At 71.9% G+C, this 22,449-nt stretch carries 21 protein-coding genes; 13 read left to right on the top strand and 8 right to left on the bottom strand.

Annotation, left to right across the window (positions count from 1 at the left end):
• Positions 1 to 81: 81 nt before the first annotated feature.
• Both KIH74_RS13565 and KIH74_RS13560 read left to right on the top strand, forming a co-directional pair.
• Entirely contained in the window at positions 82 to 1,356 is a 1,275-nt protein-coding gene (locus tag KIH74_RS13565; protein ID WP_372492060.1) for a glycosyltransferase, read from the top strand.
• 133 nt (positions 1,357 to 1,489) lie between these two features.
• The gene (locus KIH74_RS13560) at positions 1,490 to 2,266 is read left to right on the top strand and encodes a hypothetical protein (protein WP_214156258.1); all 777 of its coding nucleotides are present in this window, start codon (positions 1,490 to 1,492) and stop codon (positions 2,264 to 2,266) included.
• Positions 2,267 to 2,306: 40 nt separating this feature from the next.
• Here KIH74_RS13560 and KIH74_RS13555 read toward each other — a convergent pair whose 3' ends face one another.
• The 3 genes from KIH74_RS13555 to KIH74_RS13545 form a co-directional block, all read right to left on the bottom strand.
• Positions 2,307 to 2,909 carry a DUF4291 domain-containing protein gene (locus tag KIH74_RS13555; protein WP_214156257.1) on the bottom strand — a complete coding sequence of 201 codons (603 nt, stop codon included), beginning with the start codon at positions 2,907 to 2,909 and terminating at the stop codon, positions 2,307 to 2,309.
• 66 nt (positions 2,910 to 2,975) lie between these two features.
• Positions 2,976 to 3,497 carry a cupin domain-containing protein gene (locus KIH74_RS13550; protein WP_214156256.1) on the bottom strand — a complete coding sequence of 174 codons (522 nt, stop codon included), beginning with the start codon at positions 3,495 to 3,497 and terminating at the stop codon, positions 2,976 to 2,978.
• Positions 3,498 to 4,403, bottom strand: a complete 906-nt coding sequence (locus KIH74_RS13545) for a LysR family transcriptional regulator (protein ID WP_214156255.1) — start codon at positions 4,401 to 4,403, stop codon at positions 3,498 to 3,500.
• A gap of 251 nt (positions 4,404 to 4,654) precedes the next feature.
• On the opposite strand from KIH74_RS13545, the gene KIH74_RS13540 reads away from it, so the two are divergent.
• The 9 genes from KIH74_RS13540 to KIH74_RS13500 all read left to right on the top strand — a co-directional run bounded on the left by KIH74_RS13540 (position 4,655) and on the right by KIH74_RS13500 (position 15,932).
• Positions 4,655 to 5,989, top strand: coding sequence for an NtaA/DmoA family FMN-dependent monooxygenase (locus tag KIH74_RS13540; RefSeq protein WP_214156254.1), 1,335 nt, complete (start codon positions 4,655 to 4,657; stop codon positions 5,987 to 5,989).
• Between the two features lie 25 nt (positions 5,990 to 6,014).
• Positions 6,015 to 7,550 carry an ABC transporter substrate-binding protein gene (locus KIH74_RS13535; RefSeq protein ID WP_214156253.1) on the top strand — a complete coding sequence of 512 codons (1,536 nt, stop codon included), beginning with the start codon at positions 6,015 to 6,017 and terminating at the stop codon, positions 7,548 to 7,550.
• Between the two features lie 14 nt (positions 7,551 to 7,564).
• The gene (locus tag KIH74_RS13530; protein WP_246572329.1) at positions 7,565 to 8,593 is read left to right on the top strand and encodes an ABC transporter permease; all 1,029 of its coding nucleotides are present in this window, start codon (positions 7,565 to 7,567) and stop codon (positions 8,591 to 8,593) included.
• Between the two features lie 3 nt (positions 8,594 to 8,596).
• A complete protein-coding gene (locus KIH74_RS13525) occupies positions 8,597 to 9,439 on the top strand; it encodes an ABC transporter permease (protein ID WP_214156251.1) in 843 nt (280 codons plus the stop codon).
• Entirely contained in the window at positions 9,436 to 10,248 is an 813-nt protein-coding gene (locus KIH74_RS13520) for an ABC transporter ATP-binding protein (protein ID WP_214156250.1), read from the top strand. Before KIH74_RS13525 ends, KIH74_RS13520 begins: the two co-directional genes overlap by 4 nt.
• The gene (locus KIH74_RS13515) at positions 10,241 to 11,089 is read left to right on the top strand and encodes an ABC transporter ATP-binding protein (protein ID WP_214156249.1); all 849 of its coding nucleotides are present in this window, start codon (positions 10,241 to 10,243) and stop codon (positions 11,087 to 11,089) included. Before KIH74_RS13520 ends, KIH74_RS13515 begins: the two co-directional genes overlap by 8 nt.
• 16 nt (positions 11,090 to 11,105) lie before the next feature.
• Positions 11,106 to 12,521 (top strand): NtaA/DmoA family FMN-dependent monooxygenase, encoded by a 1,416-nt coding sequence (locus KIH74_RS13510; protein ID WP_214156248.1) that lies wholly within the window; start codon positions 11,106 to 11,108, stop codon positions 12,519 to 12,521.
• Positions 12,518 to 14,305 (top strand): FAD-dependent oxidoreductase, encoded by a 1,788-nt coding sequence (locus KIH74_RS13505; protein ID WP_214156247.1) that lies wholly within the window; start codon positions 12,518 to 12,520, stop codon positions 14,303 to 14,305. Before KIH74_RS13510 ends, KIH74_RS13505 begins: the two co-directional genes overlap by 4 nt.
• Positions 14,306 to 14,480: 175 nt before the next feature.
• Positions 14,481 to 15,932, top strand: coding sequence for a hypothetical protein (locus KIH74_RS13500; RefSeq protein WP_214156246.1), 1,452 nt, complete (start codon positions 14,481 to 14,483; stop codon positions 15,930 to 15,932).
• A 32-nt stretch (positions 15,933 to 15,964) separates the two neighbouring features.
• Here KIH74_RS13500 and KIH74_RS13495 read toward each other — a convergent pair whose 3' ends face one another.
• On the bottom strand, positions 15,965 to 16,366 hold the full coding sequence (locus KIH74_RS13495) for a MerR family transcriptional regulator (protein WP_214156245.1): 402 nt from the start codon (positions 16,364 to 16,366) through the stop codon (positions 15,965 to 15,967).
• Positions 16,367 to 16,427: 61 nt separating this feature from the next.
• Here KIH74_RS13495 and KIH74_RS13490 point away from each other — a divergent pair, with 61 nt between their 5' ends.
• Positions 16,428 to 17,255, top strand: a complete 828-nt coding sequence (locus KIH74_RS13490) for an SDR family NAD(P)-dependent oxidoreductase (protein ID WP_214156244.1) — start codon at positions 16,428 to 16,430, stop codon at positions 17,253 to 17,255.
• A gap of 6 nt (positions 17,256 to 17,261) precedes the next feature.
• Here the strand turns inward: KIH74_RS13490 and KIH74_RS13485 are convergent, their stop codons facing one another.
• From KIH74_RS13485 to KIH74_RS13470, 4 genes are read right to left on the bottom strand one after another with little or no spacing between them, the layout of a single operon-like run.
• Positions 17,262 to 17,657: a universal stress protein gene (locus KIH74_RS13485; RefSeq protein WP_214156243.1), complete on the bottom strand. Its 396-nt coding sequence runs from the start codon at positions 17,655 to 17,657 to the stop codon at positions 17,262 to 17,264.
• On the bottom strand, positions 17,654 to 19,168 hold the full coding sequence (locus tag KIH74_RS13480) for a tripartite tricarboxylate transporter permease (RefSeq protein WP_214156242.1): 1,515 nt from the start codon (positions 19,166 to 19,168) through the stop codon (positions 17,654 to 17,656). The genes KIH74_RS13485 and KIH74_RS13480 overlap by 4 nt, the downstream gene beginning before the upstream one ends.
• A gap of 4 nt (positions 19,169 to 19,172) precedes the next feature.
• Entirely contained in the window at positions 19,173 to 19,667 is a 495-nt protein-coding gene (locus tag KIH74_RS13475) for a tripartite tricarboxylate transporter TctB family protein (protein WP_214156241.1), read from the bottom strand.
• On the bottom strand, positions 19,664 to 20,662 hold the full coding sequence (locus KIH74_RS13470) for a Bug family tripartite tricarboxylate transporter substrate binding protein (protein ID WP_214156240.1): 999 nt from the start codon (positions 20,660 to 20,662) through the stop codon (positions 19,664 to 19,666). The genes KIH74_RS13475 and KIH74_RS13470 overlap by 4 nt, the downstream gene beginning before the upstream one ends.
• A gap of 264 nt (positions 20,663 to 20,926) precedes the next feature.
• Here KIH74_RS13470 and KIH74_RS38575 point away from each other — a divergent pair, with 264 nt between their 5' ends.
• Positions 20,927 to 22,375: a reverse transcriptase family protein gene (locus tag KIH74_RS38575; protein WP_214156239.1), complete on the top strand. Its 1,449-nt coding sequence runs from the start codon at positions 20,927 to 20,929 to the stop codon at positions 22,373 to 22,375.
• Positions 22,376 to 22,449: the final 74 nt, after the last annotated feature.

Genomic DNA, 22,449 nt, shown 5'->3' with positions numbered 1-22,449 from the left:
ATAGCGCACGGGGGGTCTTGCGGCAAGGCCCCCGTCGTCCCCCAGAATCACGGACTGTCACCGAGAAACAGGGGGATGATCATGCGCGTCGTGCTGTCGACCTACGGGTCGCGAGGGGACGTCGAGCCGCTGGCCGCGCTCGCGGTGCAGCTGCGGGAACGGGGTGCCGAGGCGGTGGTGTGCGCGCCGCCGGACGACGACTTCGCCCGGCTGCTGGAGCGGGCGGGGGTGCCGCTGGTCGGGGCCGGCCAGGCGGTGAGGGAGATGATCGCCGAGGTCACCCGCAAGCAGGGGCCGAACGTCGGTCGCCGGCTGCCGCTGGAGGAACTCCAGCTGCGGGCCCGGCGGATCGTGGCCACGCAGTACGAGGCGGTGCTGTCGGCCCTGGGCGGATCGGCCGGGCCGGACGACGTGGTGGTCGGCACCGGGCTGATGCCGGCCGCGTGCGGGGCCCGCTCGGCCGCCGACCGGGTGGGGGCACGGTGGGTGTCGGTGCGGTTCCAGCCGACCACGCTGCCCTCGCCGCATCACCGGCCCTATCCCTACCCGGGGCGTCCGCTGCCGGAGGGCGAGACCGACAACCGGGTGCTGTGGGAGTACGACCGGGAGACGATGAAAGTGGTGTTCGGCGGGGTCTTCGACGAGCACCGGGTCGGCGTGGGACTCGAAACGGTGGACGACGTGCGCGAGTACGTGTTCACCCGGCAGCCGTGGCTGGCGGCCGATCCGCTGCTCGCGCCCTGGCCGGACGACGCCGGTGCGGACGCCGGGGTGGACTTCGGTGTGGACGTGGTGCAGACGGGGGCGTGGATCCTGCCCGATCGTCGTCGGTTGCCCGAAGACCTGCGAGCTTTCCTGGACGCCGGTGAGCCGCCGGTGTACGTGGGGTTCGGCAGCATGGGCATGCAGCAGGAGCTGAAGGGGCCCGGCCGGCTGGCGATCGAGGCGGCCCGCGAGCACGGGCGCCGGGTGGTGGTGCACGCGGGATGGGCGGGCCTGGGCTTGAGCGACGACGGCGACGACTGTCTCGCCGTGGGGGAGATCAACCAGCAGGCCCTGTTCGCGCGGTGCGCGGCGGTGGTGCACCACGGCGGCGCGGGCACGACGACCACCGCCACCCGGGCCGGTGCACCGCAGGTGGTGCCGCAGGTGGTGGACCAGCCGTACTTCGCGGCGCGGGTGGCGGAGCTGGGCATCGGGGTGGCCCACGACGGGCCGGTGCCGAGCGCCGATTCGCTGTCGCAGGCACTCGGGCAGGCACTGGAGCCGGGGACGGCGCGGCGGGCAAGGGAAGTGTCGGGACTGATCCGCACCGACGGCACCCGGGTGGCGGCGGGGCTGCTCGGCGTGGGGTGAGGACGGCGTCGGCTGTGGATGGCGTGGAGGTGCGGCGGGCGTGGAGGTGCGGCGGGCGCGAGGGAATCTGGGCCCTCACGGAACGAGACCTATTGCCCTAGGAGAGATCTGAACGTCACCTTAGGTTGAGCATGTGTCGTCAGAAGGAACACCGGGAGACCACCGGCACGTCGGGTCGTTCGGGCTGGCCTACATCACGGCCCCCGATGCACGCCGGCGTCACGCCGAGGCCGCGCTGAGGCGGCGGAACGAGAGCCTGGCAGCCGGGCAGGTGTGGATCGCGCCGCAGTCGGCCTCATCGGCGTCATCAGCCCAGGAGGAACGTCGGCCGCAGTCCGTGGCTGAGGCGGCCGGTGCTTCCGCGGCGCCGGGTGGTCCGCGGCTGATGCGGACAGGGCCGAAACTGTTGTCCGTCAGGGGTCATCAGTTCCTGATCATGGCCGGGGACCAGGACGAGGCACCGGTCGGCCGGCCGGACACCGATGTGCGCAACGGCCTGGTCGACGTGTACGGCCCGGTGATCCAGGTGCACACCGGCATCGCGTCCGGGGAACTGTTCCTGGAGGCCGAGTTCCGGGCGTCCGCGCCGGTCGTGGCGGAGCTGGACGGCTGGGACGAGGTGGTCGAGATCAGTGTGGAGCTGCCGGTGGCCGGTGCCCGGCCGGGTGGTTCCGAGGACGAGTGTCCCTGGGACTGGCCGGATGTCAACCAGCAGGGGCCCGGCTGGTATCGGCTGCGGTTCCACTGCCGAGGACGTGACCTGAGCCGTGACCTGAGCCGTGACCTGAGCCGTGACGCTGACGAGCCTCGCGAGCATCACAAGATGGTGGTCTGGCCGGCGCCGCCGGCCCCCTCGACACTGTTCCGGCTGACCGACCGCACCGGCCGGGAGTACCGCCAGGCCGGTTGAGGTGGGGGTCGGGGCGCCGGTTGAGGCGTCCGGCCGTCACTCAGGCGGGGCCCGGGGTCAGGGCCCTGGGCCAGGGGGTAGGGCTCCGGATAGGGGTTTCGGCCGGCAGCAGGGTGCGGGCGGTGGCCAGGTCGCCGGCCCGCACCAGTTCGTGCACGGCGTGGGCGGTGGCGGTGACGTCGGTCAGGCCGGTGATCCACTCGTCCACGTACCGGTCCACCGCCCCGCCGGACAGCCCGAGCTGGAGCGAGCGGTGGGGCAGCCGCTGCATGGTCAGGGAGCGCTCGGGGTCCCACTGCACCCGTACCGACGAGCGTTTCAGCTCCCGCGACCAGGCCTCGCGGTCGGCGTGCACCGCCGGGTCATAGCTGCTGAGTGCAGCCCCGGCCAGGGCCCGTGCGAACCCCTCGCGGGTCAGGCGCACGGCGAGCACCCGCTCCTGGCCGGGCGCGGTGGCCCAGTCGGAGCGGTACATCATCCACAGGAACGACGGCTTGACCCAGGTCATCCGGCCCCGCCGGAACGGGGCCACGAAACGTCCGGCGGCCAGGGCCGGTTCGGCGATCTCGGGGGAGTAGGCCTGGTACACGGTGATCGTGGTCGCGTCCCAGATGGCACGGATCTGACGGAGCGGTGTTTCCATCCCGCCGAGCATGGCCGACCAGGACGTTGTCCACCATTGATTTTTCGCCGCGGGCCGGGCCGGTGCTCAGGCCCGCGGGTCGACCTGCGACCAGTCCAGTGCGTCGAGGTTGACCACGATCGCCTCCTGGGTGGTGCGGGCGATCACCACCAGCGCCTCGTCGGAGGGGTCGGGGTTCTCCTCGCGGTGCGGCACCCACGGCGGCACGAACACGTAGTCACCGGGCGAGGTCTCGATCCGCCGCTCGGCCGGCTCGTCGCCGTCCAGGTCGGCGAACACGAACACCGGATGGCCGGAGACCACGTAGATCGCGGTCTCCGAGGCGCCGTGGTGATGGTTGCCGGAGTTGGTCAGGGCGGGCACGTGGGTCTGGCCCATCCACAGGCTGCGCGCCCCGACGGTCTTGCCGCTGACCGCCTCCAGCCGCTTCATGCCGGAGGTCTGGGTGGTCTGCCCGACCAGGTTCGCCGGGGCGATCTGGTGCAGGCGGGTGTGGAAGGGGTCGATGCCGGGCGGCAGCAGCACCCCGCTGGGCGTGCGCACGGGCTCGCCGCCATGATCGGCGGAGGTCAGGTGGACTGCGGACATTCAGGCTCCCTGGGCGTACTCGACGTCGGGGTAGGACGCGGTGAGGGTGGACGACGATGGCCGGGCGAGCAGCTGGCGCAGGGCCTCGGCGACCGGTGCCGAGGTGCGGGAGGACAGGCCCTGCCGTGACCACACGGCCAGCGGCAGGGGACGGGGTGCGGGCAGGTCGGTGCGCGGCGCGAGTCCCTCGGGGGTCTGGCCCAGGGTGGCCATGAGCGCCACGCCCAGCCCGGCCCCGACGGCGGCCTGGACCCCGGCCAGCTGGATCGCCTCGGCGTTAACCATAGCCGGGATGGCGTTTTCCGCAAGGGTTTCCAGGGCCCGGCTGCGCAGCGCGCAGGGCTGGTCGAACGCCACCACCGGGATCGGGGCGGGGGCCGGCGGCAGTTGCCAGCCGGGTGCGGAGTACCAGGTCAGCTCCAGGTCGCCGACCGGTGTGGCGCGCAGGTCGTCGGCCGGCCCGAGCAGCAGCGCCAGGTCGACGCGGCCCTCGGCCACGCCCTCGCGCAGCTTGGTGCCGCGGTCCAGCCGGAAGCGGATGCGGGTGTCGGGCAGCGACGTGCCCAGCTGCGAGGACAGGTAGGGCAGCAGCTGCGCGGCGGCGTGCTCGGTGGACCCGATCACCACGGTCTCGGCGGTGTGCCGGCCGAAGCCGCGCAGCGTCTCGTCGTGCAGCGAGAGGATGCGCCTGGCCTGGGCGAGCAGCCGCTCACCGTCGGCGGTGAGCCGGGACCCGCGGCCGTGCCGTTCCACCAGGACCCGGCCGGTGGCGCTCTCCAGCTTGCGCACGTGCTGGCTCACCGCGGCCTGGCTGAGATGCAAAGACGTGGCGGCGCGCTGGAAACCGCCGGTGTCCGCGACCGCCACGAAACTGCGGAGTGGGGCGATGTCCAGGATCTGACTCATGTCTACCAGAATACTAGAGAATGATTCGGAATCGTGATGGGTGTTCATCACAAAGCATCGTTGGACAGAAAATCCCCTGGTCACGCATGCTCGAATCCATGACCCCCAGATGCTGTCGCTGCCACCGCCGCCCCGGCGGGCCGACGGCCTGCTGTCGCTGACCCCTCGTCTCCCCACCCGCCCGGTCCGGGTGCACCACGCCGCGAGAGCGCGAGCCCGCGTCGTCCACACAATCTCCCGAAGGGTTCACCGTGCCCGAAAACCCCCGTCGCACCCTCAAACTCGGTGCCGTCCTGCTCGGAGTGGGCGGTCCCGGCCAGCACCACACCTGGCTCGACCCGCAGATCCCGGCCGACGCCAGCGTGGACGTGCGCTGGTACATCGCCCGGGCCCAGGAGGCCGAGGCGGCCAGGTTCGACCACGTCTTCATCGTCGACAGCCAGTACATCACCCCCGACTCGCCGCACCACTACCTCAGCCGCCTGGAACCGCTCACCCTGCTGTCGGCGATCGCCGTGCACACCGAGCACATCGGCCTGGTCGCAACTCTCACCACCTCGTACAGTGAGCCGTTCGACGTGGCCCGCCGGCTGGCCTCGCTCGACCACATCAGCGGCGGCCGGGCCGGGTGGAACGTCGTGACCAGCGGCGATCAGGGCACCGCGGGCAATTACAGCCGCGACGCGCACTACGACTACGCCACCCGGTACGGCCGCGCCCTGGAGCACGTGCGGGTGGCCCAGGGGCTGTGGGACTCCTACGAGCCGGGTGCACTGCCCCGCGACCGCGAGGCCGGCGTGTTCCTGGACCGCTCGAAACTGCACGCCCTGAACCACGTCGGCGAGCACTTCCGGGTGGCCGGCCCACTGAACATCGAGCGCACCCCGCAGGGGCAGCCGGTGATTTTCCAGGCCGGCGACTCCGAGGAGGGCCGTGACCTGGGCGCGGCCGTGGCCGACGCGATCTTCACACACGCCGCGAACCTGGAGCAGGCGGTGGCCTTTCGCACCGAGCTGCGCGAGCGGGCCGCGGCGAAGGGCCGCGACCCGCGGCACGTGCTGATCGTTCCGGGCATCCACCCGATCATCGGCGACACCGACGAGGAGGCGATCGCCCGGCAGGCGGCGGTTCTCGGGGCGAAGAGCTTCGACAAGGCGCTGGCCGAGCTGGGCCGCCCGTTCGGCTGGCACGACTTCGCGCAGTACGACCTGGACGCGCCGTTCCCGGACGTGCCGTCCGGCGAGAGCTTTCGCACCCAGGCCGAGGCGGTCAAGCGCCTGGCCGCCGAGAAGGGCTGGACGCTGCGGCAGGTGGTGGAGCACCAGCTGGCCCAGGGCTGGTCGCCGTTCGTCGGCTCGCCGCTGACCGTGGCGGACGAGATCCAGCGCTGGTTCGAGGCCGGCGGCTTCGACGGCATCAACATCACGGTGAACTCGCCGGCCGACTTCGCCCGCTTCACCGACCAGGTGCTGCCCATTCTGCGGGAGCGCGGCGTGGTGCGCAGCGAGTACGAATCCTCCACCCTGCGCGGCAATCTCGGCCTGCCGGTGCCGGAGAACCGGCACACCGCGGCCCTCGTCCCCTGAGCAACCCCCAGACCTAAGGACTTCGATGAACACGAATATCACCGACCTGCGCCGCAGATCGTTCCTGACCGGCCTGCTGGCCGCCCCCGTGCTCGGCTCGGCGCTGGCCGCCTGCGGCGGCGCGGACGCCGGTGCCTCGGCCGGCGCCGCCACCCTGAAGTGGGCCTCGTCGTACTTCCCGACGCACTGGGACCCGGTGGTCGGCGGCAGCGGCGCGCAGTTCCGGCACCTGGCCCTGGTCTACGCCTCGATCACCCGGGTGGACGAGAACGGTGAGGCACAGCCCGACCTGGCCGAGAGCTGGGACTACAACGACAAGGGCGACGAGGTCACCTTCCACCTGCGCGAGGGCCTGACGTTCAGCGACGGCGAGCCGGTGGACGCGGACGCGGTGAAAAAGGCGATCGAGCGGGCCAAGACCCAGGAGGACTCGGCCCTGTTCGGCGACCTCACCTCGATCGACGAGGTGACGGCCGACGGCGACCTGGACGTGGTGGTGAAGCTGACCCAGGTGGACTACCAGATCCCGCTGCTGCTCGGTGAGCGCGTGCTCCAGGTGGCCAGCCCGAAGGCGGCGGCCGACCCGAAGACGCTGGACCAGAGTCCGGTCGGGCACGGGCCTTTCGTGGTCACGCAGATCATCCCGGGCACCAAGGCGGTGCTGGAGAAGAACCCGGACTACTGGGACGCGGCGAACATCCACATCGACAGGGTCGAGCTCACCGCGGCGCCGGACGCCTCCACGGTGGTGTCGGGGCTCCAGACCGGGGTGTACAACTTCGCCGACGTGGCCGCCAGCCAGGCCAAGTCGGCCGAGAGCGCGGGCCTGGACGTGTTCGTGCAGCCCGGCTACAACGCCTCGAACCTGAGCCTGAACGTGAACCAGGCGCCGTTCGACGACCCGAAGGTGGTCGAGGCGGTGCGCTACGGCATCAACCGCGAGGAGTTCGTGTCCAAGCTGACCTTCGGCTACGGAACGCCGGCCACGCAGCCCTTCCCGGACACCTACATCGCCTACGACCCGCAGTCGAAGGACCTGTGGCCGTACGACGTGGACAAGGCGAAAGCGGCTCTGGCGGAGTCGAAATACTCCGGTGACGACCTGACCGTCGACCTGGTGATCCCGGAGGAGGACGCCTCGGCCGAAATCATCCAGTCGCAGCTGGCCGCGATCGGGATCACGATCAACATCAAGATCGACAAGAACTGGGCCACACCGTTCTTCGCCAAGGAGCTGGTGGCCTCGATCTACGGCACCACCGGGCGGGACTCGCCGCTCCAGACCCTGACCGCGCACTTCGGCCCGAACGGCGTGCTCAACCTCAGCAGCCCCTACGAGCCGGACGATTTCGAGGACGCGGTGGCGAAGGTGCGCCAGACCCCGCTGGAGGACGGCGCCTACGCCACCAACCTCCAGGCGGCCACCCGGGCCGGGCTGGAGAGCCGGGCCCTGGTGTTCACCTTCTCGCAGCCCAACGTGTTCGTGAAGGACCCGTCGATCTCCGCCCTGCCGAAGAACCCGGGCCACGTGAACTGGACCGGCGTCACCATCTCGAACTGAAACGGGGGACGGCGATGGCCGTGAACACCCTTGCGCTGCCGGGGACCCGGCGGCTTCCGGTGAACCTGGTACGCCTGCGGCGGGTGGCCTGGCGCGTCCTGGTCACGCTCGCCCGGTCGGTCGCGATCTTCGTGCCGGTCTTCGGCGTCGCCACCTTCGTGACCTTCGCGCTCCGGTCGGTCAGCGGCCTGAGCCCGGCCCGGATGCAGCTGGGTGAGCAGGCCACGCCGGAGGCGATCGCCCGGATCGAGACGCAGTGGGGCCTGGACCGCCCGTTCCTGGCCCAGTACTGGACCTGGCTCACCGGCATCCTGCACGGCGATCTGGGCACCAGCTGGTCCAACGGGGTGAGCGTGTCCACCCTGATCGGGATGGGCCTGGGCGTCAGCCTGTCGGTCGCCGCCCTGGCCCTGTTCATCGGCATCACGTTCGGGTTCGGGTTCGGCGCGCTGGCCGCGGTGAAGCACACCACCTGGATCGACCGCTCGATCACCGCGGTGATGACGGTGTTCTCGGTGATGCCGGCGTTCGTGGTCGGCATCGTGCTGGTGGCGGTGTTCGCGGTCGGGTTCGGCTGGTTCCCGGCCTCCGGCTACGTGCCCCTGGAACTGGGCCTGTGGCCGTGGCTGTCGCACATCCTGCTGCCGGCCCTGGCGCTGAGTTTCGACACCGTCGCCGACGTGGCCCGGCAGCTGCGGGCCGGGCTGATCGCGGCCTCCCGCGAGAACTACGTCACCGGGGCGCTGGTGCGTGGCCTGAGCCCGCGCCGGATCTTCTGGAAGCACGTGCTGCGCAACGGGACCGGGCCGACCCTGGCGGTGCTCGGGCTGAAGTTCCCGGCGCTGATCGGTGGTGCCGTGGTGACCGAGTGGATCTTCGGGCTCCAGGGCTTCGGGCGCTTCGCCAACGACTCCGCCCAGGCCGGTGACGTGCCGGCGGTGCAGGGCGTGCTGGTGGTCTCGATCGTGCTGGTCGTGGTGTTCAACCTGATCGTCAACGTCGTGCTGGGCCGGATCACCCCGGCCTCGCAGCGGGGGGTGTGAGGCATGCTGCGCCGGATCTGGGCCCTGCCCACCGGGAAGATCGCGTTCGGCATCCTCGCGCTGGTGGCCGTGCTGGCCGTGGCCGGGCCGCTGCTGGCCCCGCAGGACCCGCTGGCCGGCAGCCCGCAGGCCCTGACCGGGCCGTCGGGGGCGCACTGGCTGGGCACCGACTACCTGGGCCGCGACGTGCTCAGCCGGCTCCTGGCCGGATCGCGTACCAGCATCGTCGGATCCCTGGAGGTGGCGCTGACGGCGCTGCTGGTCGGGGTCCTGCCGGGCATCCTGTCGGTCTATCTGGGAAGGGTTTTCGAGTGGAGCGTGCTGCGCCTGACCGACACCCTGATCTCGCTGCCGTTCCTGGTGTTCGCGGTCGCCGTCACCGCGCTGCTGGGCAACGGCATCACTCAGGCCATGCTGACCGTCGGGGTGCTGGTGTCGCCGCTGTTCTTCCGGGTCTCCCGGGCCGCGACGCTGGCGGTGGCCCGCTCGCAGTACGTGGAGGCGGCCCTGATCAGCGGGGCCTCGTTCGGCCAGGTGGTGCGCCGGCACGTCTGGGTCAAGGTGCTGCCGCCGATCGGCGTGGCCCTGGCCCAGACCATCGGCATCGGGTTCGTGGTGGTGTCCAGCCTGACCTTCCTGGGGGTCGGCGTGCAGCCGCCGGCACCGACCTGGGGTGGCCTGCTGGCCTCCGACCTGGGCTATCTCGACTACCAGCCGTGGGCCCCGGCGGTGCCGGCGCTGCTGATCATGGGCACGGTGTGGGGCTGCAACCTGCTGGCCGACGCCCTGCGCGACGTGTCCGGCCAGGCCGGCCGATCACTGGTGACCAAGGTGGGAGAACGATGAGCGAGCCGGTGCTGTCGCTGCGCGACGTACGGATCAGCCAGGGCGCCCGGGAGTTCGTGCACGGGGCGAGTTTCGACCTGTACCCGGGCGGCGTGGTCGGCATCGTCGGGGAGTCCGGCAGCGGCAAGACCCTGACCTGCCGCAGCGCCCTGGGCATCCTGCCGGACGGCTTCACCGTCTCGGGCGGTTCGATCACCGTTGCCGGGCAGGACATCTCGGCGCTGTCGGTCAAACAGTGGACGACGCTGCGCGGCACCACGATCAGCGCCGTCTTCCAGGACCCGGCCTCCTACCTCAACCCCTCACTCACCGTCGGCTCGCAGCTCGGCGAGGTGCTGCGGGTCAAGGCCGGTCTGCGGCGGCGCGAGGCCCGCACCCGCGGGCTGGAGCTGCTGGAGGCGGTGCACCTGCGCGACCCGCTGAAGGTGTACGACCAGTACCCGCACGAGCTGTCCGGCGGCATGCAGCAGCGGGTGCTGATCGCCACCGCCATCTCGCTCGGCCCCCGGGTCCTGATCGCCGACGAGGCCACCACCGCCCTCGACGTCACCGTGCAGGCCGAGATCCTCGACCTGCTCTCGGACCTGCGGGAGAGCACCGGACTGGCACTGGTGGTGGTGTCGCACGACCTGGCCGTGATCGCCCAGCTGTGTGAGCAGGTGCTGGTGATGCGCTCCGGCGAGGTGGTCGAGCAGGGCCCGACCGCCCAGGTGCTGCACGACCCGCGGCACGAGTACACCCGCCTGCTGATCGGCGAGCACGAGCAGTACGGACTGGACACCTTCGTCGAGGAGCCCGCCGATGCCTGAAAACCCCGTGACAACAAGGGACGACGAGGAGCCCGTGCTGCGCGTGACCGGTCTCGACGTGCACTACGGAATCGGCCGCAAGCGGCACCGGGCGCTGTCCGGGGTGTCGCTGGAGGTGGCCCCCGGCCAGGCGGTCGGCCTGATCGGCGAGACCGGCTCGGGCAAGTCCACCCTGGCCCGCGCCGTGCTCGGCCTGGTGCCGGCCGGCGGGGGATCGGTGGTGATCGGCGGCGAGGACGTGACCGGCTGGTCCCGGCGCCGGTGGCGGGCCTTCCGGCGGCGCGGCGTGGTGCAGTACGTGTTCCAGGACCCGCTGCGCAGCCTCGACCCCGACCTGAGCGTGCAGGATTCTCTGGCCGAACCCCTTCTGCTGCGCGGCGAATCCCGCGGGGCCGCGCGTGAGCAGGTGCTGGAGCAGCTGGAACGGGTCAACCTGGAACCGGATCTGCTGCCCCGCCTGCCCGGTGAGCTGTCCGGCGGCCAGCGCCAGCGCGTCGCGGTGGCCCGGGCCCTGGTGGTGCGGCCGCGGCTGATCATCCTCGACGAGCCGGTCTCCGCCCTGGACGCCGCCAACCGGGTGCAGATCCTCCAGATCATCAAGGACCTGCGCGACGCCGGCACCGCGCTGCTGTTCATCTCGCACGACCTGGGCTCGGTGGCCGGCGTGGCCGACCGGGTGGCCGTGCTCTACCAGGGGGAGCTGGTGGAGGAGGGGCCGGCCGGCGTCGTCCTTCGTTCTCCCCGGCACGCCTACACCCGGTTGCTGCTCGGGTCGGTGCCCACGCTGCACGCCCCCTCCGCCTCCCGGCAGCAACGCCAGGCCCTCCGGGCCCAGCTGTAGAGAAGGGAATCCACCCATGACGAGGAAACTCCACCTGGCCGTCGCCGCCTACGGTGTCGGCGGGCCCGGCCAGCACGGGCTGTGGAAGGACAGCCGGGTGCCGAAGAACGCCAGCACCGACATCCGGTACTACATCCGCCAGGCCCAGATCGCCGAACAGGCGCTGTTCGACGCGTTCTTCATCGTCGACAGCCAGTTCATCACCGCCGACTACCCCTCGCACTACCTCAACCGGCTGGAACCGCTGACCCTGCTGTCGGCGGTGGCCACCCACACCGAGCGGATCGGCCTGGTCGCCACCGCCAGCTCCACCTACAACTCGCCGTTCAACCTGGCCCGGCGCTTCGCCTCGCTGGACCTGATCAGCGGCGGGCGCGCGGCCTGGAACGTGGTGACCAGCTTCGACACCGGCACCTCCCGCAACTACGGCCTGGACGAGCACCTCGACTACGCCACCCGCTACGGGCGGGCGCTGGAGGCGGTGCAGGTGGTGCACGGCCTGTGGGACTCCTACGAGGACGACGCCTTTCCCGCCGACGTCGGGCGCAACGTCTTCCTCGACCCCTCGAAGCTGCACGCTCTCGACCACGTGGGGGAGCACTTCTCGGTGGCCGGGCCGCTGAACGTGTCGCGCTCGCCGCAGGGCCGGCCGGTGATCTTCCAGGCCGGGGTGTCGCCGGAGGGCCGCGACCTGGCCGCGCGGGTGGCCGAGGGCATCTACGCGCCCGGCGGGTCGCTGGAGCAGGCGCAGGACTACTACGCCGACGTCAAGCGCCGGGCCCTGGCCGCCGGCCGCGACCCCGACCACGTGGTGATCTTCACCGGGGCCGCTCCGGTGGTGGCGGCCACCGACGAGCTGGCCCACCGGCGCTCCCGCGAGATCTACGACGAGGACGACGACTTCGACCGCAAGCTGGGCTTTCTCGGACGCTCGTTCGGGGCGTACGACTTCTCCCGGCACGACCTGGACGCGCCGTTCCCCGACGTGGCGCACCTGGCCGAGAAGGGGGGACGCACGGCGGGCGCGGCGATCGTGGAGAAGGCCACCGCCCAGCGGCTCACCCTGCGCCAGGTGGTGGACACGCTGACCGAGTACCGGGCGTCGCCGTTCACCGGCGCGCCGGGCACGGTGGCCGATGCGATCGAGCACTGGTTCACCGCCCGCGCCGCCGACGGCCTGAACCTGAACTTCCGCACCCTGGAAGACCTGGAGCGCTTCGCCGGTGACGTGGTGCCGCTGCTCCAGGCCCGCGGGCTGTTCCGCACCCGCTACGAGAGTGACACCCTGCGTGGGCATCTCGGGCTGCCGGTGCCGGAGAACCGGTACACGCAGGCCCGGCGGGCGGGTCAGGTGGGTCAGGTGGGTCAGGCGGGTCAGGCCGGTCAGGCCGGTCAGGCGGACGCGCCCGTGACCGTGGGCGGTGACCGGTGACCGCAGTCCCGTCCCGTGAGGCCGGCAAGGCCCGCGGCGACGGTGAGGCCCGCGACGACGGTGAGGCCCGCGACGACGGCAAGGCCCGCGACGACGGTGAGGGCGCGGCGTACCGGCCCGACCTGTCCCTGACCGGCGGGCGCGACGTGCACGTCGTCCGGTTTCCCACCGACCCGCTCCCGGCCACGGTGGACGTGCTGGTGGTCGGGGCCGGGCCGGTCGGGCTCTCGGCCGCGATCGAGCTGCGCGGGCGGGGCGTCGACGTCGCGGTGGTGGACCGCGGCAGGCAGGCCACCCTGGCCCGGGCCGGGGCGATGGGGCACACCCCGCGGGTGGTGGAGCACTTCCGCCGCTGGGGTCTGCTCCAGCGCATCCGCGACGAGTGGACCTTCCCGCCGGAGTGGAACCGCGGCATCCGCCTGGTCACCTCGCTGACCGGGCACGACCTCGGCCCCGGCCCTGCCCGCGCTCACACCGCCGGAGCGCGGCCGGGCGTGGAGGAGGCGCTGCGTCGTCCACAATCGGCTCTCCAGAAGGTCTTTCTGGAACGCCTGGCCGAGCTGCGGGTGCCGGTCGCCGGCGGCTGGGAACTGGCCTCCCTCGCCGAGACCGTCGACGGGATCGAGGCGGTGGCCACCGACGGGCGCACCGTGCGCGCCCGCTACCTGATCGGCGCCGACGGCAACCGCAGCACCGTGCGCACCCTGGCGGGCATCGACCGGGACGGGGAACGGGCGGCGGACAAGCGGTTCCGGCTGATCGTGCGCACCGGCGACCCGCACGCCACGATCGGCCCGGCCCCCAGCGGCGTCAACATCGTGTTCAACGAGAGGTCGTCGGGGTTCCTGGCGGCCGTCAGTCACCGGGAGTGGCGGGTCTACGCCGGCCCCTTCCCCCTCGACCACGAGCCGTCCGAGAGCGAACTGCTCGAGACCGCGCGGGCGTCCTTCGGTCTCGATCTCGACCTGGAGCTGGTGTCGGCCACGGCCTACTACGACTCCACCCGGATCGCGCGGGTCTTCCGGCGCGGGCGGGTGCTGCTGGCGGGCGACGCGGCGCACGTGCGCACGCCGGGCGGCAACCTGGGCGAGGGCTTCGGCGACGTGGTCAACCTCGGGTGGAAGCTGGCGGCCGTCCTGGGCGGGCAGGCCCCGGACAGCCTGCTGGACTCCTACGACGAGGAGCGCCGCCCGCACAACCGGCGGGTGGCCGACCACGCCCTGGAACGTTCCCGCCGTGGCCGTCTCACCCTTGCCGAGCTGCGGGCCGGGGGGATTCCCGCCGATGACGACGACAGCGAGGCGGCCGCCCGGCGCCGCGACCAGATCCGGACCCGGCTCGCCGCCGAGACCGTGGTAGCGCCGGGCGTCACCTTCGACGAGCGGTACGACCGCTCGCGGGCGATCTGGTACTCGGGGGAACCGGCCCCGGACTGGGCGCCGGACGTCTACACCGACGACCCGCGGCCCGGCCACCGGGCCCCGAACGGGCTCGTGGACACCTATGGAGGCACGTTGTACGACCGGATCGGCAGCGGTTTCGCGCTGATCTCGCTGGGGACGGACCGCTCGCTGGAGAGTTCCTTCGAGGAGGCGGCCCGGCGGCGAGGGGTGCCGCTGGCCGTGGTCTACCTGGGCGAGGTCCCGGCCGGTGAGGCCTACCGCGACGCGGCGTACTTCCTGGTGCGGCCCGACCAGCACGTGGCCTGGCGGGGTGACGCGCTGCCCGACGGCGGGGCGGACGGGGTGCTGGACCTGGTGCTGGGAGCCGGGCGCTCGGGCTGACGGTGCCGCGAGGGACCGCGGGTCCCGGGAACCGCTTCTCGTTTTTGACACCGGCCTGCCCTTCAGGCCGGTGTCAAAAACGAGAGAGGCCGCCCCGTCCGGATCAAATAGCCGATATGCCGAATTTGACCCGTAGGCCAGCCGCGCTTAAACCGGGGCTCGCGAGCATGCGGTCATGCGAACCTCATCCACGCCGGGACGGCGCCCGTCGTCCCGGCGCCTGTGGGCCCTGAGCCTGAGCGCGGTCGTCCTGGCCGTCGCCGGCACCACGGTCGCGATCAGCTCGGCGTCCGGGCAGCCCGCCCGGCACCGCCCGCCACGCGCCGCCGCCACCACCCCGGTCAGCACCGCCACTTCCACCCCCGCGGCCACCGCGACCACACAGCCCGCCGCCACCTCCCCGGCGACCAGTACCAGCACGCCGGAAGACGTTTCGGCGACCACCAGCACCGGCTCCTCGGCCGGTGGCTCCGCCGCCGGCACCTGCGACCGTGCCGCGAGCAGCACGGCGCAGGTCGAGGTCACCGACGTGAAGCTGCCGAACAAGGTGCGCGGCTACGGTTCCGAGGGCGACACCGAGGTGCTGCCGATGGCGATCGCCTCGGTGCCCGGCGGCACCTCGTGGCTGGCCTGGGCCGGCACCGACGACCGGGTCTACCTGGGGCAGCTCGGCTGCGACGACGAACTCACCGGCACGCCGGTCAGTTTCGAGGGCATCGACCTGCAAGACGTGCAGGCCGACGCCGACGGCGGCGTGCTGCTGCTGACCCGTAAGGGCGACTGCGGCGACGGGCCGCTGTGCGGCGGTGAGTCCAGCCCGTGCAACACCATGCACATGATCCGGTTCGACAACACCGGCGCGCAGGTCTGGGACCAGCAGGTCACCAACCTCAGCGACAGCGTGCAGGGCTACGACGACGGCGCCCGGTTCGTCTGGTGGTACCAGCACCACGGCCGCCTGGCCACCGACGGCGAGAACTACGCCGCCTACTTCGGCACGGCCATCACCGTGCAGAACGGCGACTGCGTCGACATCCACGAGGGCGACCGCATGCAGGTGGTCAGCTCCACCGGCGAGCTGGTGAAGAACCAGGGGTTCGAGGTGGGGTGCAGTCACGCCTGGACCTCCCGCATCGTCTACGACCCCGACGCCAAGAAGTTCGTGACCACCTGTGCCACCGACAACGACTGCCGCATCGCCCAGCCCAACCCCTATCGCACCGTGGCGGCGAGCACCTGCGACGGCACCCTGTTCGGCGGTGACCTGGTGCTCGGCCAGGACGGCGGCTACTGGACGGCGTGGAGCCAGGGCAACGCCACCAAGCTCTCGCACTTCACCACCGGCCAGGCCGACCAGACCCTGAACCCGGGCGCGGCCACCCAGCACCCGCACCTGGTGCAGTACGGCTCCGACCGCATGCTGCTCAGCTGGGAGTCGGGCAGCAAGACGTCCGCGACCGTGCTGGACCGCTCCACCGGCAAGGCGGTCGGCTCCACGCTCAGCATCGACGTGGCCGACCACGACTACATGTCGTTCAAGCAGTACGACGACGGCAGCGCCGCCTACGCGGCCGCCGGCACCGACACCGGGTCGGTGAAGATCGCCCGGGTGCTGCCGATGACCTGATCTCCCGGCCCGCCGCGATACATGCGGTCACATCAGTGGACGACGCCGGGCCGTGCGGGCCCGGCGTCGTCCACCGTTGTGCCCTGACGCCGCGAGCGGTTGAGGGTGATGAGCTCGTCGAGCGACTCCAGCGTGCGGCTGAGCCCGGCGATGTGCCCGCGCAGCCTGTCGCGCTCGGCCAGCAGGTGCTCGAAGGCCGCGTCGCTGGTGGACGCGCTCGGCGACTCCAGACAGGGCAGCACCTCGAGGATCATCTGGCTGGACAGCCCCGCGGAGTAGAGCCGCTGGAGGTACTCGACCCGGTCGACCGCTTGCTCGCCGTAGTGCCGGTGCCCGCCCGAGCTGCGCACGCTCGCCAGCAGGCCCTGCTCCTCGTAGTAGCGCAGCGAGCGCACGCTCACGCCGGTCCGCGTCGCCAGCTCACCGATCCGCACGGGTGGTCTCCCTCACAACGACTTGAACCTCACATGGATGTGAGAATCTAGCGTAACCGGCATGAGCAGCCCCCGAACCATCGTCATCACCGGCGCGAGCGACGGCATCGGCGCCGCCGCCGCACAGCAACTGGCCCGCCGCGGCGAGAACGTCGTGGTGGTCGGGCGCTCGCCGGCCAAGACCGCGGCCGTGGCCGACGCCGTGGGAGTTCCCTACCACCTGGCCGATTTCACCGATCTGGCCCAGGTGCGCCGGCTGGCCGCCGAGCTGCGCGAGGCCTACCCGCGCATCCACGTGCTGGCCAACAACGCCGGCAACAACTTCCGGCACGAGACCACCCGCGACGGGTTCGAGAAGTCCATGCAGGTCAACCATCTCGCGCCGTTCCTGCTCACCCACCTGCTGCTGGACCGGCTGCTGGAGTCCCGGGCGACCCTGGTGCAGACCGCCAGCGAGGCCTCCCGGCTGTTCGGCCACCTCGACCTGGACGACCTGGACAACGAGCGGAAGTGGAGCGCCGACAAGGCCTACGGCGACAGCAAACTCGCCAACATCCTGTTCACCCGCGAGCTGCACCGCCGCCACCACGCCCAGGGCCTGAACGCGGTCAGCTTCCACCCGGGCGCCGTGGCCACCAACATGGGCAGCGACACCAGCAGCCCGACCCGCTTCATCTGGCGCACCTGGCTGGGCCGCCGGTTCCTGTCCGGCGTCGACGAGGGCGGTCGCACCCTGCTGCGCTACATCGACGGCACACCCGGCCAGACCTGGCGCTCCGGCGAGTACTACGTGGTGGACCAGCTGCCGAGCAAGACCAGCCCCCAGGCCTCCGACGACGAGCTGGCCCGGCAGCTGTGGGTGCGCAGCGAGCAGCTACTCGGGCTCTGAAACGGTCTAGCCGGCCGGTGACTTCACCGACAGCACCGGGCACCGGGCGTCCAGAATGATCCGCTGCGCCACGCTGCCCAGCAGCAGTTTGCCCACGGCCGAGCGGTGCCGCACCCCCAGCACGATCAGCGACGCGTCGCGCTGCTCGGCCACGGCCAGCACCGCCGCCGGGATGTCGGCGTCCACCGGGCGCTCCATGGCCAGCATCACGCCGCGCTCGCGGGCCCGCTCGTGCAGGGCGGTGAGGGACTCGTCGGTGGCGTACGTCGGGTCGACGAGCGCCTCGCCACGGGTCGCGTTCACGAGAACCATTTCGCTGGAACGGAACACGGCCTGTTGCAGGGCGGCCTCGAACGCGGCCTCGGCGGCGGCGTTGGGGATGTGGGCGAGTACGACGGTCACTTCTCCACCTCATCGGGGATCGGGGTGCTGCGGGTCGTGCGGGTCCATCGTAGAACCAGTGGCGTCAGCACCAGCACGGCGCAGATCGTCAGCACGACGGCCGAGAACGCCGTCGACCACAGGGTGCTCACGTCGCCCTGGCTGATCGCCAGGGCCCGGCGCAGCTGCTGCTCGGCCACCGGCCCGAGGATCAGCCCGACCACGGCCGGGCCCACCGGCCAGCCGAAACGCCGCATGCCGAAACCGATCGCGCCGATGGCGAAGAGCAGGGCGACGTCGACGGCGGACAGGTTGATCGTGTACGAGCCGAGCGCGGCGAACATCAGGATGCCCGCGTAGAGGTAGGGCCGGGGGATGCGCAGCAGCCGCACCCACAGCCCGGCCAGCGGCAGGTTGAGCAGGAGCAGCAGCACGTTGCCGATGTACAGGCTGGCCAGCAGCGCCCAGACCAGGTCGCCGTTGCTCTCGAACAGGGCCGGGCCGGGCTGGAGCCCGTACTGCTGAAATGCCGCCAGCAGTACGGCCGCGGTGGCGGAGGTGGGCAGGCCGAGCGTGAGCAGGGGCACGAGAACGCCTGCGGCGGCGGCGTTGTTGGCGGCCTCGGGCCCGGCCACGCCCTCGATCGCGCCGTGCCCGAACTCCTCGGGGTGCTTCGACAGGCGCTTCTCCGCGGCGTAGGACAGGAAGGTGGGGATCTCCGCGCCGCCGGCCGGCAGCGTGCCGAACGGGAAGCCCAGCGCGGTGCCGCGCAGCCACGGCCTCCACGAGCGGCGCAGGTCTTCGCGCGTCATCCAGGGCCCGGACGCCGGCAGCAGCTGGGCGGGCGTGTGCCGCAGGCGGGAGGCGACCCACAGGGCCTCGCCCACCGCGAACAGCGCCACCGCGACCACCACCACGTCCACCCCGTCGGCCAGCTGGGCGACGCCGAGGGTGAGGCGGGCCTGGCCGGTGAGCGAGTCGATGCCCACCAGGCCGAGCGTCAGGCCGATCAGCAGGCTGGCGATACCGCGCACCAGGCTGGAGCCGAGCACGGCCGAAACGGTGAGGAAGGCCAGCACCATGAGCGCGAAATAGTCCTGCGGGCCGAGTTTCACGGCCAGGCCGGCGACCTGCGGGGCGAGCAGCGTGAGCGCGACCGTGGCCAGGGTGCCTGCCACGAACGAGCCGATCGCGGCGGTGGCCAGGGCCGCGGCGCCGCGCCCGGCCCTGGCCATCTGGTTGCCCTCCAGCGCCGTCACGATCGACGACGCCTCACCCGGGGTGTTCAGCAGGATGGACGTCGTGGAGCCGCCGTACATGCCGCCGTAGTAGATCCCGGCGAACATGATGAACGCGCCGGTCGGGTCGAGCGTGAAGGTGATCGGCAGCAGCAGGGCCACGGTCATCGCCGGGCCGATGCCGGGCAGCACGCCGACCGCGGTGCCGATCAGCACCCCGGCCAGGGCATACAGCAGGTAGGTGGGGGTCAGGGCGTCGCCGAAACCCCGGATCAGGGCGTCGATGCTGTCCACGGGCTCAGATCACCGTCTGGAGAACGCCGTTGGGCAGGTACACCCCGAGTGCGCGGGTGAACAGCAGAAAGGTCACGAACGGCACGAGCAGGCTGACCAGCACCAGTGAGCGCGGGTTGCGGGCGCTGAGGGTCCAGGCGGTGCCGGCGAAGAGGCCGACGGTGGACAGGAGATAGCCGACCGGGTCGAGGATCAGCACGTACAGCAGCATGATCGCGGCCAGGGTGCCGAGCGTGCGCCAGTCGGTGCGGGCCTGCGTGTCCACGTCCTCACCCTGTTCCGCCTCGGCCCGGTCGCCGCGCCACACGGCCACGGCCAGCCACAGGCCGACCACGATCAGGGCGCCGCCCACGACGTAGGGGAAGAAGCGCGGGCCGATGGCGCCCTCGGTGGGCGGGGTGCGCAGCGAGTGCCCGTCGGCGATCATGTAGACGCCGGTGAGGGCCAGCAGGAGGGCGGGGACGATCTCGGCCCGGCCCCTGTTCTCCTGAGCGGTCATTCGACCAGTCCGATCTTCTTGAGGGTGCCGGCGAACTCGGTGACCTGCTGATCGAAGAAGGGCTGCACCTCGTCGCCGACCAGGAACTGGTCGTCCCAGTTGTTGGTGCGCAGCGCCTCTTTCCACTGCGGGGTACCGTGCACCTCGGTGAGGAACTGCTGGATGTCGGCGACCTCGGCGGCCGTGGTGCCCGGAGGAGCGAGCACACCGCGCCAGTTGGTGACCTGCACGTCGACGCCCTGCTCGGTGAAGGTCGGGGCGTCGAGGGCTTCGATCCGCGCGGGCGAGCTGACAGCCAGTACCCGCAGGTCGCCGGACTCGATCTGCCCGGCCCACTCCTGCACCCCGGAGATGCCGGCCGCGACCTTCCCGCCGAGGATCGCGGCCAGGGCCTCACCGCCGCCGGAATAGGGGATGTAATTGACCTTTCGCGGGTCGGCGCCGACCGCCTCGGCGTACAGTCCGGCCGTCACCTGGTCGGTGCCGCCGGCCGAGCCGCCGGCGATCGGATGCGCGCCCGGATCGGCGGTGAACGCGGCGGTGAACTCGCCGAGGGTGGTGAACTCAGAGCTGTCAGGGACGACGAGAACCTCGTTCTCCCCGGTGAGCCGGGCCACCGGCACGGCGTCGGCGATGGTGATCTGCGACTGGTTCACCGCGATCGCGCCGATCATCACCGCGCCCATGACCATGAGCTGTTTCGGGTCGTCGTCGGCCACGAACCGGGCCAGCCCGATCGTGCCGCCGGCCCCATCGACGTTGATGACCTGGGTGTTGCGTACCAGGCCGGAGTCGTCGACGGCCTGCTGGAGGGCCCGCGCGGTGCTGTCCCAGCCGCCGCCGGGCGCGGCCGGGGCGATGAGCTGGAGACGCCCTGTGGAGGGGAATCCGGAGGCGCTGCGGGTGGGGGCCTGCTGCCCGCAGGCCGCGAGGACGAGCAGTGCCGCCGCTCCGATCCCGGCGACAACGATGGCTCCGGGGTGCCGTGACGACACACGAGCTCCTCTCCGTCGGGTGAGCTCGCCTCAGGCTACGAAGGGATCGCTGAAAGCGGAATGCCCCTTTTACTGGGATGTCGATCGGCGCGAGCTGGAAGAAGCAGGAAGGCCACTCACGTTCTTCCGGCTCCCGTTGTGGGCGCGCGCTAGGGTTCGGCGCATGCGGTGGCGTCCGGGGCGAGAACTCCGGCTGGCCTCGTCCGGACGGTCGCTCCGGGGCTACCCCGGGGAAACCGGCACGTCCTCGGCATCACGCCGCACGTGCCACGCAGCGCTCCGCGCTGCTACGCACGCGCACTGCACGACAGGTCGCACCCGGACGCCACCGTCATGACCTCCGACCGGGTCCGGACTCTGGCCCGGGGACTGGGCAACGCCTTCCTGGGCGCTGAGGCCTGGGCGACCCGGCCGATGGCCGAGGCCGCCGTGAGTGTGGTGGGCGTGGGCGGGCGGCGGCGCTGGCCGCGGAAACTCGCCCGGGAGGTGCTGGCCGCCTACCCGCGCCCGCCGGCCGACCGGCCCCGCGAGCTGGCCCGGTTCATCGAGAACAGCCCAGTGCTGTGGGCGGCCCTGAACCGCTCGGCCCCTCCGGGCAGGGCACCGGTTCTGCGGGCCCGGCGCATCCCGCCCACGCCGGTGCGGATGGCGGACCGTCGTCCCTGGCCCGTGCCCGAGCTGCACGACCTTGCCGACCTGGCTGCCCTGCTCGACCTGGATCCGGCGCACCTGGACTGGTTCGCCGACGTCAAGGGCCTGCAACGGCGGGCCGCACCCGGGCCCCTGCACCACTACCGGTACCGGTGGACGACGCCGGGCTCGGGCCGGCCCCGCCTGCTCGAGGCGCCCCGGCCCCGGCTGCGCTCGGTGCAGCGGACCCTGCTCGACGAGGTCCTGGCGCTGATCCCGGTGCACCCGGCCGCCCACGGCTTCGTCCCCGGCCGTAGCGCGGTCACCGGCGCCCGCCGTCACACCGGGGCGGCCGTCGTGATCTCCCTCGACCTCGCCGCGTTCTTCGCGCACCTGAACGGCGGCCGGGTGTACGGGGTGTTCCGGACGGCCGGGTACGCCCAGCCGGTCGCCCACGCACTGACCGGGTTGTGCGTGCACCGCACCCCGGTCGCCGTGATCGCCGCCATGCCGCCGGCCCGGCCCGGCAGCACCCCGGAAGCCGTCAGTGCCCGGCCCGGCCTGCGCCGTCTGCTCGCCGGGGCTCACCTGCCGCAGGGAGCACCCACCTCACCGGCCCTGGCCAATCTGTGCGTGATGGCGCTGGATCGCAGGCTGTCGGGTCTGGCCGCCGCGACCGGTCTGACCTACACCCGGTACGCCGACGACCTCACCTTCTCCGGCGACCTGGAGCCACGGGCCGCGCAACGCGTGACCGAGGCCGTCGGGCGGATCGTGCGCTCCGAGGGCCTGGCCCTGCAACCGGCGAAGACTCGGGTGCGCGAGCGGTCCCGGCGCCAGGAGGTGACCGGGATCGTGGTCAACGAGCACAGCAATCTGCCCCGTACCGAGTACGACCGGCTCCGGGCGATTCTGCACAACGCCGCGCGGTCGGACCCCGCAGTCCAGAACCGCGAGCAGCACGCCGATTTCCGGGCGCACCTGCTCGGCCGGATCGCCTGGGCCACGCAGCTGAACCCCGCGCGCGGGCAGAAACTGCGGGCACAGTTCGAGCGGATCGTCTGGCCCGGGGAGCAGCCCTGACCGGAACGGCTGGATCGCAAGCCGTCGTTCGGGGCACGGGGGAGTGATGTTCCCCTCGCGGCGGTCCCGCAACG

This window comes from Kineosporia corallincola (assembly GCF_018499875.1).
In the GTDB taxonomy this organism is placed as follows: Bacteria; Actinomycetota; Actinomycetes; order Actinomycetales; family Kineosporiaceae; genus Kineosporia; species Kineosporia corallincola.
This window is presented reverse-complemented; position numbering and strand designations above follow the sequence as displayed.

Coding starts and splice junctions, on each gene's coding strand:
- KIH74_RS13500 (WP_214156246.1), top strand. CDS start 14,481: ATGCGAACCTCATCCACGCCGGGACGGCGCCCGTCGTCCCGGCGCCTG.
- KIH74_RS13510 (WP_214156248.1), top strand. CDS start 11,106: ATGACGAGGAAACTCCACCTGGCCGTCGCCGCCTACGGTGTCGGCGGG.
- KIH74_RS13535 (WP_214156253.1), top strand. CDS start 6,015: ATGAACACGAATATCACCGACCTGCGCCGCAGATCGTTCCTGACCGGC.
- KIH74_RS13550 (WP_214156256.1), bottom strand. CDS start 3,497: ATGTCCGCAGTCCACCTGACCTCCGCCGATCATGGCGGCGAGCCCGTG.
- KIH74_RS13520 (WP_214156250.1), top strand. CDS start 9,436: ATGAGCGAGCCGGTGCTGTCGCTGCGCGACGTACGGATCAGCCAGGGC.
- KIH74_RS13530 (WP_246572329.1), top strand. CDS start 7,565: ATGGCCGTGAACACCCTTGCGCTGCCGGGGACCCGGCGGCTTCCGGTG.
- KIH74_RS13525 (WP_214156251.1), top strand. CDS start 8,597: ATGCTGCGCCGGATCTGGGCCCTGCCCACCGGGAAGATCGCGTTCGGC.
- KIH74_RS13555 (WP_214156257.1), bottom strand. CDS start 2,909: ATGGAAACACCGCTCCGTCAGATCCGTGCCATCTGGGACGCGACCACG.
- KIH74_RS13490 (WP_214156244.1), top strand. CDS start 16,428: ATGAGCAGCCCCCGAACCATCGTCATCACCGGCGCGAGCGACGGCATC.
- KIH74_RS13475 (WP_214156241.1), bottom strand. CDS start 19,667: ATGACCGCTCAGGAGAACAGGGGCCGGGCCGAGATCGTCCCCGCCCTC.
- KIH74_RS13565 (WP_372492060.1), top strand. CDS start 82: ATGCGCGTCGTGCTGTCGACCTACGGGTCGCGAGGGGACGTCGAGCCG.
- KIH74_RS13545 (WP_214156255.1), bottom strand. CDS start 4,403: ATGAGTCAGATCCTGGACATCGCCCCACTCCGCAGTTTCGTGGCGGTC.
- KIH74_RS13515 (WP_214156249.1), top strand. CDS start 10,241: ATGCCTGAAAACCCCGTGACAACAAGGGACGACGAGGAGCCCGTGCTG.